We start from the raw sequence: 12,426 nt of genomic DNA on the forward strand, positions 1-12,426 counted from the left end.
ACGGTCCGTTCAAACCACCGGTTGGAGCGCGGCCGCCTGGCTGTGGGTCCAAGTGGACACGCAGGGAATGCGGGAGCGATCGCAGCGATCGGCCCAGCGGCGTGCCACATCCACAACTTCGCCCAGTAGGCCGTCGTCGAGGGTGGTGGGCTTGAGCCCCAGCTCGATCAGGCAGCGGTTGTCGACGATCAGGTCGTTTTCGATGGCCTCCTTGCGGGGGTTGGGGAGGTGGTTGAGCTTGGCCCCGGTGACGGCCGCCACCTTTTCGGCCAGATCCTTGACCTTGTGGCTTTCGGTCATCTGGTTGTAGATGCGCACCTTCTCCCCTGAGGCGGGGGGATTGTCGATCGCCAGCTCCACGCATTTCACCGAATCGCGGATATGGATGAAGGCGCGGGTCTGGCCGCCGGTGCCATGCACCGTGAGTGGATAGCCGATCGCCGCCTGCATCAGGAAGCGATTGAGCACGGTGCCGTAATCACCGTCGTAGTCGAAACGGTTGACCAGGCGCGGATCCCTGTCAGTGAGATCGGTGTTGGTGCCCCAGACGATGCCTTGGTGCAGGTCGGTGACGCGGATGCCGTCGTTCTTGTTGTAGTAGAAGAACAACAGCTGATCCAGCGTTTTCGTCATGTGGTAGACGCTGCCTGGATCGGTGGGGTGAAGGATTTTCTCCTGGAAGCGGGTGCCATCGGGCTGGGGAACTTCCACCGTGAGATAGCCCTCGGGGATGGTGGCGCCACGGTGGGAGCCATAGCCGTACACCCCCATCGTTCCGAGGTGAACGATATGAATGTCGAGACCGCTTTCAACAATTGCACAAAGAAGATTGTGCGTGCCATTCACGTTGTTATCGACCGTGTAGCGCTTGGTGGCGCTCGACTTCATCGAATAAGGGGCGGCCCGTTGTTCGGCGAAGTGCACCACGGCACTGGGGCGCTCACTGCGCAGCAGCCCCAGCAGCAGGTCATAGTGCTGGGCGATGTCGAGTGCCACGAAACGGATGGGCCGGCCTCCGGTTTCCTCCCAGGCACGCAGGCGGTCGTTGATCGTGGCGATCGGAGTGAGCGATTCGACCCCAAGGTCGATGTCGATCTTGCGGCGGCTCAGGTTGTCGACGATCACGACGTCGTGACCGGCGTCGGCCAGGTTCACAGCGCAGGGCCAGCCGCAGAAGCCGTCGCCGCCGAGAACGAGAACCTTCACGTCTGAACTCCTGCTGAACGAGCGATTGCTCTCTTGGGGCAAGCTACTACAGGCATTCCGCCCCCCTCGTGCAGCAGTGGCGTCAGCTGATGCCGACCGCCACGCCCACCATGGCCAGCACCAGCAGCCCACCTGCGATCAGCAGGACGGTGGTGCTGCGGCTGCGTTCACCGCCGGCTTCGACCACCTGCATCCGCGGTTCTCTGGCAAAGGCGTTGAGCCTGCCCCCGTCCTCCTTGGTGACCGACATGGTGGGGTGGCCCGATTCAGAAAGCGAACCTTAACGATGTCCTTCCGCGCCGGCATCGAGGCCGAAAGGGAACGTCACAGGCGCGGAGCCTCGGTGTTGCCGACCCGTCCCCACTGGGGTGAGCTGGCCTGGGCGTCCGGTCGCTGCGGCAGGCGCCCGGCCTTCCAGGCGCACCGGCCCGCCTCGGTGGCCCGAGCCATCGCCCAGGCCATGGCCGGTGGATCGCCTGCCATGGCGATGGCGCTGTTGATCAGCAGGGCGTCAGCCCCCATCTCCATGGCCTGGGCCGCTTCGCTGGGTACGCCCAACCCCGCATCCACCACCACCGGCACCCCCGCCGACTCGATGATCAAGGCGATGTTGGCGGCGTTGCGAATGCCCTGGCCGGAGCCGATCGGAGAGCCCAGCGGCATCACGGTGGCGCAGCCCACCTCCTCGAGTCGACGGGCGAGCAGCGGATCGGCGTTGATATAGGGCAACACGGTGAAACCCTCCTTCACGAGCCGCTCGGCCGCCTCGAGGGTGCCGAATGGATCGGGCAGCAGGTGGCGGCCGTCGGGGATCACCTCCAGCTTCACGAAGGTGTTGTCTTCCTGGCCGGCGAGCTTGGCCAGCTCTCGGCCCAGCCGCGCCACCCGCACGGCCTCATCTGCGGTGGCGCAGCCGGCGGTGTTGGGCAGCATCCAGATCGTGCTCCAGTCGATCGCCTCAATCAGGCCCTGATGGCCTGCCGCCGCCGCTTGCACCCGCCGCACCGCCACGGTGACGATGTCGCAGCGGCTGGCCGCCAGGCTGGCCTGCATCGCCGCTAGCGAGGGGTATTTGCCCGTGCCGGTCATCAGGCGGCTGCGGAAGCGGCGACCGCCGATCACCAGCGTGTCGTCGGCGAGGGCGGACGGATCCGAAGCCGGAATCTGCACCATGGGGAGAAGTTACAGCGCACGCCTCCTAACCTTCGCGCAAGCCTGCTTGTTTCCATGACACCGGTTCTCCCCCTGCTGCTCGCCGCCAGTGCGGTGCCGGTGGGCAGTTTTGTGCCGTTCACCCTGCCGTCCGCCTCGCCGCTGGACACCTCCTTCAGTGAGACCGGTCCGGTGGAAACCTTCGATCCGGTAGGCCGGGCCGTGCTGCTTGCCGCCCAGTTGCCGCGGCAGTGGCGCGGCAGTTACCAGGCCTTTGGCGGCGGCGTCCCCACCCCTGTGGAGCTGCGCCTCGACACCGTGACGGCCATGGGCCAGATGATCGATCTGCGCGGCACGCTCACGGTGGGCGGCACCACCTCGCCGGTGCAGGGCAACCTCAATGCCAAGTCTGATCAGCTGGAGCTCATCCCCCTGATCGACACCCTCACTTTGGGCCTCGAACCAGGCGGTGATTTTCTCGGCCTGCAGGGCTTCTCGCTGATGGGCTGGAATGCACCGCGGCTCACCAATCCCGGTGGCCGGCTGGTGCTTGATCCCGTGAGTGCCTTCAGCCCACCCGCTTCCCGGCCAGCCGGCCAGGTGGCGCCAGTCCGCGGGCTGTGGTGACGACAAGCGAGCGCCCCTGAGGCAGCGAACCTCAGGGGCGGCTGGCCCTCTCCAGGCCATCTGTTCGGTTCCCGCTGTCGCTTTAAGCGGATCAGCCTGGAGCCTGACGACCTGTGGTCAGACCGGTGTGTTGGTGGGCGAGGGTTTTGGAGACGATTTGCTGCCTGTGCTGCTGGACCCAGCTGATGATGAGCCTGGCTCGCCAGTGCCCGCAGCCATCCCCTGGCCGCTGGTCGCCGGGGCTTTCAGTTCAGCTGGAAAGCGACGATCGAGCAGCTTCAGGCGCTTGAGGGTTGTTTTGTTGGTGGGATCGAGGCTCAGGGCCTTGGCATAGGTGTCCCGCGCCTCATCCGGTTTGCCCTGTCGCTCGAAGGCATAGCCCAGGTTGTTGAGTGCTACCGGGTAATCGGGTTTGGCCTGAAGAGCTGCCTTGTAGTGGCGGATGGCACTGGCGTAGTTGCTCTGGGCCGCCAGGGAAAAGCCAAGCGCGTTCTGAATCAGCGCCTGCGCCTCGGGGGGCTCACCGCCACTCTTCTTCTGGGCCAGGCCAAGGGTGTCCACCGCCTGGGCGTAGAGGCGCTTGCGCAGCTGCACAGAGCCGAGTTCGTAGAGAACGGCAGGGTCCTTGCCGTCCCCTCCCTTGGCTTGCCCCTCCAGCCGGGCCAGCGCCGCTTCATCGCGGCGGACCCGCATCACCTGCAGGGCGATGACCACGGCTGCACCGCCGAGCAGAAGGATCAGGCCGATCAGATAGGCCTGAGGCAGGAGAATGTCCATCGGGCCTCCCCGCAGTGCGGTGGTGATCAGCGCGTAGCGGCCGAAACCACGCTGGTGAAACTGGCCGGATCAGCCACGGCGAGCTGGGCCAGCATCTTGCGGTTCAGCAGCATGTCGGCTTTTTTCATGCCGCCCATCAGCCGGCTGTAGCTCAGCCCGTTCATGCGGGCGGCGGCGTTGATGCGGGCGATCCAGAGACGGCGGAAATCGCGCTTCCGGCGGCGACGGTCGCGGTAGGCGTTGCACAGCGCCTTCATCACACGCTGGTTGGCGGTGCGGAACAGGCTGCCGTTGCTGCCCTGGAAGCCACGGGCCAGGCGGAGGATCTTGTTACGGCGTTTACGGGCGACGTTGCCCCTCTTGACGCGGGCCATGGTGAGTTCTCAGGGCGAAATGGAAAGGAAAAGGAGTGGGCGACCTGGCGAGAGGTCAGCCGGCGTAAGGAAGCATGCGGCTGACGTTGTCGGCGTCGCGTTCGTCGACCACCGCCATCGTGCCCAGAAAACGCTTGCGCTTGGGGCTCTTGTGATCGAGCAGGTGGTTGCGGAACGCATGCCGGCGCATGAATTTTCCGCTGCCGGTCAGCTTGAACCGCTTCGCGGCAGCTTTGCGGGTCTTGAGCTTCGGCATGTCCTGCGCGACTTCACAAACAACCAAACTACGACTTGGTAGTGCCGGCTGCCAACTCCCCCCGTCCGCTTTGCCCATGCTCCGCCAGCTGTTGCGTCCTTCCGCCCCCCTCTCCCTGCAGCCCGGGTCTGCCCTGGCGCCGGTGGCCCTCGGGCTGGCGCTCACCCTGCTGGCGGCACCCAGCTGCCGTGCTGTCCCCGCTCTCGACCCCCTCCCGGCCCCTCTGCCCCTGCACTGGCCCACCAGTGCGCCGCCGCCGGTGCAGCCCGCCCAGCCCGTGTTGTGGGTGTCGCTCGGCCCACGCCTGGGCCCTGCTCCTGGCGGGGTGGCCAAGGCCGCTCCACTGGTGCTCCAGGCGGCGGCGGGTGAGCTGGTGGTCACCGACGCCGACGGCCAGCGGCTCTCGGGGTCCAGCGTTCGCCTGCGCTGGCAGGAGGAGCCCCTGGCGGAGCCGTTCCAGCTCGCCCGCACCGTGCTGGGCCCGTTCGCCAGCTTCGAGAGTGCGGAACAGGCGGCGACGGCCTGGCGGGAGCTCGGCGTGGCTCCGGTGATCGCTCATCCCGCCGAATGGGAGGTATGGGCGCCTGCCGCCACCCAGGCTCCGGCCGGCCTGCAGGCCCGGCAGGTGGAGCAGCGGTTCAGCCAACGGCTGGTGCTGACGTCCGGGGAGCCGGGAGCTGCTGGTGCGGCATTGAAAGGTCCGCTGCGGATCACGGCGCCGGGAGGGCTGCGCTGGGAGGGCGGTGTGTTCCAGGGGCCGTTCCGCCTGGCGAGCAACGCCTACGGCGGTTGGACTCTGATCGAGGAGGTGCCGCTGGAGCGCTACCTGCTGGGTGTGGTGCCCCATGAGATCGGCGCCGGATCACCGCCGGCCGCCCTCGCCGCCCAGGCGGTGCTGGCCCGCACCTGGTCGCTGCGCAACAAGCACCGCTATGCCACCGATGGCTACCACCTCTGCGCTGACACCCAGTGCCAGGTCTACGCCGATCCGCGGCAGGCGGGGGCGGCGGTCCGGGCTGCGATCCAGGCCACCCGGGGCCAGGTGCTCACCTGGCAGGGAGAGCCCATCCATGCCGTCTATCACGCCACCAACGGGGGAATGGCCGCTGGCTTTGAGGAGGTGTGGAGCGGCTCGCCGCTGCCCTATCTGCAGGCGGCGCCGGATGGCCCACCCGCTTTCAACGCGCGGTTTGCCGTGCCCCTGGCGGCGGCGTCGCTGCCGGCGCTGCTGGCCAACGGCGGTTCCGCCTATGGCGCCTACCACCCGCGCTTCCGCTGGCAGCGCCTGCTGACGACCGCTCAGGTGCAGCAGGCGCTCACCACGGCCCGGTTGCCGGTGGGCACCCCCTTGAAGCTCAGCGTGCTGGAGCGGGGACCGAGCGGCCGCGTGATGGCGCTGGCCATCGAGGGGAGCGAAGGTCGGCAGGTGCTGCGCCGCGATGCCATCCGCCGCACCTTCCGGCAGCTGCCCAGCACCCTGTTTGAGCTGAGAGCGGAGGGAGCCGGCCGCTGGCGCTTCAACGGCGGCGGCTTCGGCCATGGCGCCGGCCTCTCTCAGGCGGGTGCGATCGATCTAGCCGGTCGGGGCTGGACCCTGCCACAGCTGCTGAGTCGGTACTACCCGGGGACCCAGCTCCAGCCGCTGGAGGCGCTCGGTCAGGGCCTTTAGAGTTCGGCCCAGTTCGAGCCCTGCCACGACCGAGACCCTGTCGCGTGCGGCGTGGCATCACGGAGAGCGTTCATTCATGCCAGGCCTGACCGCTGCGAAGACCGCCTCTCGTCCTCGGCGTGGCAAAGCGGCGCTGTTCGTGCTCCTGTGCGGTTGTGCCGGCGCGGCACCCCACTGGGTGGAGCCGCCCCGCAACCTGCTGCCGGCGATCAGCCTCACCTTGCTGCTGGGCGCCTATGTGATCCGCACCGTGCTGTTCCGGCTCTGGAAACCCCAGCTGCCGGCTGCCCTCCCCGAGGCCTTGGACCACTGGCCCGACGTTGATGTGGTGGTGGCGGCGCGGGACGAGGAGGCTGTGATCGGGCGCCTGGTGGAGCGGGTGGCGCAGCTGAGCTACCCCGAAGGCCAGCTGCGTCTCTGGGTGGTGGACGACGGCAGCGAAGACCGCACAGCCGCGCTGCTGGAGGAGATCGGCAGCCGCCACTCCCTGCTCACGGTGCTGCGCCGTCCGCGCGATGCCGGTGGCGGCAAGTCGGGGGCGCTCAATGCCGTGCTGCCCCAGCTGCGCGGCCGCTGGATGCTGGTGCTGGATGCCGATGCCGGCATGCCGCGGGATCTGCTGCAGCGGCTGATTCCCTACGCAGAAGCGGGCAGCTGGGCGGCGGTGCAGCTGCGCAAGGCGGTGGTGGAAGCCGATCGCAACCTGCTCACCCAGGCCCAGGCGATGGAGATGGCCCTTGACACCGTGATCCAGCAGGGACGGCTGGCCTCCGGCGGTGTCCCCGAACTGCGTGGCAATGGCCAGTTGCTGCGGCGTGATGCCCTGGAAGCCTGTGGCGGCTTCAACGAAGCCACCGTCACCGACGACCTCGACCTGAGCTTCCGCCTGCTGCTGGGCGATTGCGGCATTGGCGTGCTCTGGGATCCGCCGGTGGAGGAGGAGGCGGTGCGCACCCTGCCCGCCCTCTGGCGGCAGCGGCAGCGGTGGGCCGAGGGGGGCCTGCAACGCTTCTTCGACTACTGGCCCAGCCTCGTGGCAGGTCCGCTGGCCCCTTCCCGCAAGTTGGATCTGGCGGCGTTCTTTCTGCTCCAGTACGCCCTGCCGGTGGTGTCGATCGCCGATCTGCTCACAGCCCTGGCCACCCGCACGCTGCCATCGATCTGGCCGCTGTCGATCGTGGCCTTCGGCCTCTCCGGGGCGGCGATCGTGGCGGGTTGCCGGCGCAGCAGCGAAGGCCCCCCCCTGCCCAACATCAATCCCTTCACCGCCGCCCTGGGCATCGCCTATCTGGCCCACTGGTTCGTGGTGATTCCCTGGGTGGCGCTGCGCATGGCCCTGCTGCCGAAACGTCTCGTCTGGGCCAAGACGCTTCACGTGGGCGAGGCATCCGGCGAGGAAAGCCACGAGGAAAGCGACGATCTCACCGGTGAGGCTGACCTCACCACCCAGGTCTCCTAGGGCGGGTTCGCCCCATCCTGCTGCCCTGGCACCGGCCCGTCGAACGCAACCACCTCGCCGTTGAAGAAGTCCGCCAGGCGCCGCGCCTTGTCGTCGAGCGGCACGGGGGTTACAGGTGGACCGGTAGGTGTGGCCGTGGTGAGGCCTGCGGCCACCGCGGGTGCTGGAAGGCCAGTTGCAGCAACGGCAGCCATGGCCGTCACAGCAGCCCCAGGCCCTGAACCGGCGGCGGAGGGCGCCTGAGCCGGCTGCAGCCCCGGTACAGGCGGTGTCACAGCAGCTGGCGGGGAGACCGTTCGCAACGGCATCGCCGTGGCGGCTTCCGGTCGCTGTGCCTGGTCCGGTCCCTGGCCCAGTCCCGGTGCCGCTGGTGCTGGCGTTGGCCCCCCTCCGCCCGGCACGGCCCCAGCGGGTGCCCCTGAACCGTCAGCGGTGGCACGCGGTGGACCTGGGGCGTCGGCGCTCTCCAGCACGAGCTGGCGGGCGGAGCCCAGCGCACTTTGCAGGGCCTTCTCCAGCAGCGGCAGGCGGCTCTGCACCATCGCCACCCAGTTGCCGCTGACCCGCACCACCGCCCTCTGCCCGTCGAGGCGCACCAGTGCCGCCTGCTGGGACAGGAGCATGCGGGTGGAGGGAAGCTCCAGGCTGGCCAGGATCTGTTGCCACAGCTCGGTGAGGTCGCTGCCGCCCCCTGGGCTGGAGGGCACCGGGTCTGGAGGGACCTGGGCTGCGGGCCTAGGGGCTGCGGGCCCCGGGGCCCCGGGGCCCGGCACGCCGGGCTCTGCGGCTGCAGGGACCGGGGCACGCGCGGCTGCAGGGCCATGCGCATTCGCAGCTGGCGCGCTGGGAACGGCTGGGGCCTGGGCGGGCGCAGCAGCTCCCGGCGAAACAGAAACCGGCGCGGCGGCGCTGCCCGTCGACGCTTCGGCCAGCAGGCCCAGCAGCAGCACCTCCAGCCACAGGCGTGGCTGCACGCTCTGGCGCAGCTGCTGTTCGCTGCCCTTGAGGCCGGCCTGCCAGCTCAGAAGCCGGGGGGTGGAGATGCGGGCCGCCAGCTCCGGCAGCTGGGGCCGGAACTGGGGGGAAAGGCTGCTCAACTCCAGGCGCCCGGGCGCGGCTGCGGCCACCGTGAGGTCGCGCAACAACGAGGCCAACCCCTGCAGCACCGCCCCCGGGTCGCGGCCCCGCTCCAGCAGCTCGCGGCAGGTTTCCACCACGGCCAATGGCTCAGTGCCGGCGAGAGCCGCGGCCAGGGAGAGCAACTCCTGTTCTGGCACCGCCCCGAGCAGCTCCCAGACGGCTCCAGCCTCCACCGGGGCAGGCAGGAGGCTGAGCTGGTCGAGCAGGCTTTCGGCATCGCGCAGGCCGCCCTGGGCCCGCTGGGCCACCACATGCAGGGCCTCGGGCGTGATGCTGATCGCTTCGAGCCGGGCGATCTCGCCCAAGTGGGTTTCGATCGCTTCCAGCGGAATGCGGCGGAAATCGAAGCGCTGGCAACGGGACAGGATGGTGGGCAGCACCCGCTGCGGATCGGTGGTGGCCAGCACGAACACCACCCGCGGCGGTGGCTCCTCCAGGGTCTTGAGCAGCGCATTGAAGGCAGCGGTCGAGAGCATGTGGCACTCGTCGATCACGTAGACCTTCCAGCGGGCCTGCACCGGCGCGAAGCGCGAGCGTTCGATCAGTTCCCGGATGTTGTCGACCCCGGTGTTGGAGGCCGCATCGATCTCGATCACATCAAGGGCATTGCCCGCCGTGATTGAACGGCACAGCTCGCAGACGCCGCAGGGTTCGGGGGTGGGGCCGTCGGCGGCGATGCAGTTGAGCGAGCGGGCCAGGATCCGCGCGCTGGAGGTCTTGCCGGTGCCGCGTGGACCGCTGAACAGATAGGCGGGCGCGATCCGCCCCTGCCGCAGGGCGTTGCTGAGGGTGGCCACGATCGCCTGCTGGCCCACCAGCTGGTCGAAGCGCTGGGGACGGTACTTGTGATGGAGCGGCTGGTAGGCGCTGGCCTGGGTCATGGCGGGGTCCCCGACGGCCTGATCAGCGAGGTTACTGGGGGCTCCCGGTGCCCAGCAGACGCTCCAGCCGGCCTTCCAGTTCCTCCACCGCTTCCAGCTGATCGGCCAGGTTCTGGGCCTGCAGCCGGAGGCGGTCGAACTGGTCGCTGCTGCCGCCATTCCAGCGGGCTTCGGCCTGCTCCAGCTCCCGCTCCAGCCGCTGCTGCAGCTTCAGCCGCAGGGCATCGAGCTGCTCCAGGCTGCGGCGGGCCAGCTCGCGGCCGCGCTCCAGCTGGGTGCCGTCGATGGTCAGACCCTGGCGCAGCAGCAGGCGCACGGCCACCAGCAGGGCGGCGGGGATGAACTGACCCAGGGCCAGGGCGCCGAGACTGCCGGTGCCCAGCCATCCCTCCACCTGGGAGCTGCGGTGCCGCCCGGTCTTACACCAGCTGGCGAAATGCTCGCAGTTGTTGAACACCAGGTTGTAGCGCTGCTCGCCCAAGCGGCCCATGGCGCGCCGCAGGGTCACGCCCACCGGCGACACCTCCCCTTCCGGGTAGCTCACCACGCTGACCGCTTCGCCACGGGAGAAGTCGGCGAGCGGGCTGCGCAGGATCTGGCGGCCCTCCAGGTAGTGGGCCACCGTACCGTCGCCCAGATCGATGCCGTGGTGGTCGAACAGGCCGTGCTGGCGCGGCACCTGCAGATGGTCAGCCGTTGCCATGGCGGCTGTGCCTCAAGCGGATTCCTGTTTGTCGACCAGGCCGGGGTAGGGAAGAATCTTGGCGCGCGAGCGCTGCTCCACCAGCTCACGGGTGATCGTGAAGGTGGTGATCGCGTCGTTGGAGGGGATGTCGTACATCACATCGAGCATCAGTTCCTCGACGATGCCCCGCAGCGCCCGGGCGCCGGTGCGGCGGCGGTGGGCCTCTTGGGCGATCGCCTCGATGGCGCCGGCCTCGAACTCCAGCCGCACGTTGTCCATGCTCATCAGGGTCTGGAACTGCTTCACCAGCGCGTCGCGCGGCTCGGTGAGGATGGCTTCGAGGGAGCGGATGTCGAGCGGTTCGAGCACGGCGCTCACCGGCAGCCGGCCGATGAATTCGGGGATCAGGCCGTAGCGCACCAGGTCGTCGGGTTCGAGGTGGCGCAGCACGTGGGCCGCCTGCTGCTCCTTCTGGACGCGGCTGCGGCCGCGGCCGTCGCTGGGCAGAAAGCCGATCGAATTGCGACCCAGCCGCCGCTGCACCACATCCTCGAGGCCGGTGAATGCGCCGCCGCAGACGAACAGGATCTGGCTGGTGTCGATCTGGATGCAGTCTTGGTAGGGGTGCTTGCGGCCGCCCTGCGGCGGAACGTTGGCCACCGTTCCCTCCAGCATCTTGAGCAGGGCCTGCTGCACCCCTTCGCCCGAGACATCCCGGGTGATCGAGGGGTTCTCGCTCTTGCGGGCGATCTTGTCGATCTCGTCGATATAGATGATGCCTCGCTGGGCCTGCTCCACATCCAGGTCGGCCTTCTGCAGCAGCCGCAGCAGGATGTTCTCCACGTCTTCGCCCACGTAGCCGGCTTCGGTGAGCGTGGTGGCGTCGGCCACCGCGAAGGGCACGTCGAGCAGTTCGGCGAGCGTCTGGGCCAGGAGGGTCTTGCCGGAGCCGGTGGGGCCGATCAGCAGGATGTTGGATTTGTGCAGACGGGTGGCGAGATGGTCGGTTTCGCCCTGCCCATCTCCCTGCCAGGCGAGGCGTTTGTAGTGGTTGTAGACCGCCACCGACAGCACTTTCTTGGCTTCGTCCTGCCCCACCACCTGCCGGTCGAGGTAGGCCTTGATCTCCCGCGGCTTGGGGACGGTGGCAAGGGTGGGGGCCGGTTTGGTGCCCTTCCTGGGCGCAGGCTTGCGGCCGCTGTCGTGGTGGGTGCGGGGGCTTCCGGCCGTGTCCACCAGCTCTTCATCGAGAATCTCGTTGCAGAGATCGATGCATTCGTCGCAGATGTAAACGCCTGGTCCGGCGATCAGCTTCCGCACCTGTTCCTGCGATTTTCCGCAGAACGAGCACTTCAGATGGGCGTCGAACTTTGCCATCGCGTGGGATCCGGGAGCGGAGGAGGAACGCTGGAGGCCGGAACTCCAGATGGGGCCGGAATGACGGGGTCAGACGAAGGGGGCCGCACTGGCGCGGCTCAGGCCGGCATGGTGTCAGTGACGACACGGTCGATCAGCCCGTAGGTCACGGCTTCGTGTGGAGACAAAAAGTAGTCGCGGTCGGTGTCTTCGGCAATCTTTGCCAAAGGCTGGCCGGTGTGTTCGGCCATCAGTCCGTTCAAGGTGTCTTTGAGGAAAAGGATCTCCTTCGCCTGGATTTCGATGTCGACCGCCTGGCCCTGGGCTCCGCCCAACGGTTGGTGAATCATGATCCGGGCGCTTGGCAGCGCCATGCGCTTGCCCTTGGTGCCACCGGAGAGCAGGAAGGCCCCCATGCTCGCGGCCAGTCCGTAGCAGATGGTGACCACATCGGGGGCCACCTGCTGCATGGTGTCGTAGATGGCCAGACCTGCGGTGACCGAACCGCCGGGTGAGTTGACGTAGATCTGGATGTCCTTGTCGGGATCTTCCGCCTCCAGGAAGAGCAACTGGGCCACCAGCGAATCGGCCACGGCGTCGTCGATGCCGGTGCCGAGGAAGATGATCCGCTCGCGCAGCAGACGCGAGTAGATGTCAAACGCCCGCTCGCCCCTGCCGGATTGCTCCACCACGGTGGGGAGCACCCCCGGAGCGGCCTGGGGCCCCGCGCCGCTGAGGGCCATGGGTGGTTGACCCTGCCAGCGGTTCTGGATCGGATGGGGGCGGAAGGCGTCGATCACGCGGCCGTGGGGATGCAAGGGGAGATGAAGTCAATCTATGGCCG

The 12,426-nt window shown here is 68.3% G+C and carries 13 protein-coding genes; 3 read left to right on the forward strand and 10 right to left on the reverse strand.

From position 1 onward, the window contains the following. Nucleotides 1-9 precede the first annotated feature (9 nt). The 3 genes from KQ303_RS02610 to KQ303_RS02620 all read right to left on the reverse strand — a co-directional run bounded on the left by KQ303_RS02610 (nt 10) and on the right by KQ303_RS02620 (nt 2,379). On the reverse strand, nt 10-1,206 hold the full coding sequence (locus tag KQ303_RS02610) for an NAD-dependent epimerase/dehydratase family protein (RefSeq protein ID WP_094511155.1): 1,197 nt from the start codon (nt 1,204-1,206) through the stop codon (nt 10-12). Between the two features lie 82 nt (nt 1,207-1,288). Then, nucleotides 1,289-1,456, reverse strand: a complete 168-nt coding sequence (gene psb34, locus KQ303_RS02615) for a photosystem II assembly protein Psb34 (protein WP_094511154.1) — start codon at nt 1,454-1,456, stop codon at nt 1,289-1,291. A gap of 74 nt (nt 1,457-1,530) precedes the next feature. Then, nucleotides 1,531-2,379: a thiazole synthase gene (locus tag KQ303_RS02620; protein ID WP_259729028.1), complete on the reverse strand. Its 849-nt coding sequence runs from the start codon at nt 2,377-2,379 to the stop codon at nt 1,531-1,533. Nucleotides 2,380-2,433: 54 nt separating this feature from the next. On the opposite strand from KQ303_RS02620, the gene KQ303_RS02625 reads away from it, so the two are divergent. Then, nucleotides 2,434-2,985 (forward strand): hypothetical protein, encoded by a 552-nt coding sequence (locus KQ303_RS02625; RefSeq protein ID WP_259729029.1) that lies wholly within the window; start codon nt 2,434-2,436, stop codon nt 2,983-2,985. 117 nt (nt 2,986-3,102) lie between these two features. Here the strand turns inward: KQ303_RS02625 and KQ303_RS02630 are convergent, their stop codons facing one another. Genes KQ303_RS02630 through rpmI form a run of 3 tightly spaced genes read right to left on the reverse strand, consistent with a single transcriptional unit; the run spans nt 3,103 to nt 4,392 of the window. Next, on the reverse strand, nt 3,103-3,762 hold the full coding sequence (locus KQ303_RS02630; protein WP_311134102.1) for a tetratricopeptide repeat protein: 660 nt from the start codon (nt 3,760-3,762) through the stop codon (nt 3,103-3,105). Between the two features lie 26 nt (nt 3,763-3,788). After that, a complete protein-coding gene (rplT, locus tag KQ303_RS02635) occupies nt 3,789-4,136 on the reverse strand; it encodes a 50S ribosomal protein L20 (RefSeq protein WP_094511150.1) in 348 nt (115 codons plus the stop codon). Between the two features lie 55 nt (nt 4,137-4,191). Beyond that, nucleotides 4,192-4,392: a 50S ribosomal protein L35 gene (rpmI, locus tag KQ303_RS02640; RefSeq protein WP_094511149.1), complete on the reverse strand. Its 201-nt coding sequence runs from the start codon at nt 4,390-4,392 to the stop codon at nt 4,192-4,194. A gap of 76 nt (nt 4,393-4,468) precedes the next feature. On the opposite strand from rpmI, the gene KQ303_RS02645 reads away from it, so the two are divergent. Together KQ303_RS02645 and KQ303_RS02650 are read left to right on the forward strand one after the other, a co-directional pair. Further along, a complete protein-coding gene (locus tag KQ303_RS02645; RefSeq protein ID WP_259729030.1) occupies nt 4,469-6,061 on the forward strand; it encodes a SpoIID/LytB domain-containing protein in 1,593 nt (530 codons plus the stop codon). A gap of 85 nt (nt 6,062-6,146) precedes the next feature. After that, a complete protein-coding gene (locus KQ303_RS02650; protein ID WP_399232730.1) occupies nt 6,147-7,520 on the forward strand; it encodes a glycosyltransferase in 1,374 nt (457 codons plus the stop codon). Here KQ303_RS02650 and KQ303_RS02655 read toward each other — a convergent pair. The 4 genes from KQ303_RS02655 to clpP all read right to left on the reverse strand — a co-directional run bounded on the left by KQ303_RS02655 (nt 7,517) and on the right by clpP (nt 12,382). Further along, nucleotides 7,517-9,541: a DNA polymerase III subunit gamma/tau gene (locus tag KQ303_RS02655; protein ID WP_259729032.1), complete on the reverse strand. Its 2,025-nt coding sequence runs from the start codon at nt 9,539-9,541 to the stop codon at nt 7,517-7,519. The genes KQ303_RS02650 and KQ303_RS02655 overlap by 4 nt on opposite strands. A gap of 31 nt (nt 9,542-9,572) precedes the next feature. Next, nucleotides 9,573-10,244, reverse strand: a complete 672-nt coding sequence (locus KQ303_RS02660) for a lecithin retinol acyltransferase family protein (RefSeq protein WP_259729033.1) — start codon at nt 10,242-10,244, stop codon at nt 9,573-9,575. Between the two features lie 12 nt (nt 10,245-10,256). Beyond that, nucleotides 10,257-11,603, reverse strand: a complete 1,347-nt coding sequence (gene clpX / locus KQ303_RS02665; RefSeq protein WP_094511144.1) for an ATP-dependent protease ATP-binding subunit ClpX — start codon at nt 11,601-11,603, stop codon at nt 10,257-10,259. A gap of 98 nt (nt 11,604-11,701) precedes the next feature. Continuing rightward, entirely contained in the window at nt 11,702-12,382 is a 681-nt protein-coding gene (gene clpP, locus KQ303_RS02670) for an ATP-dependent Clp endopeptidase proteolytic subunit ClpP (RefSeq protein ID WP_094511511.1), read from the reverse strand. Between the last annotated feature and the right edge of the window lie 44 nt (nt 12,383-12,426).

This window comes from Synechococcus sp. CS-1333, assembly GCF_025128015.1.
GTDB lineage: Bacteria > Cyanobacteriota > Cyanobacteriia > PCC-6307 > Cyanobiaceae > MW101C3.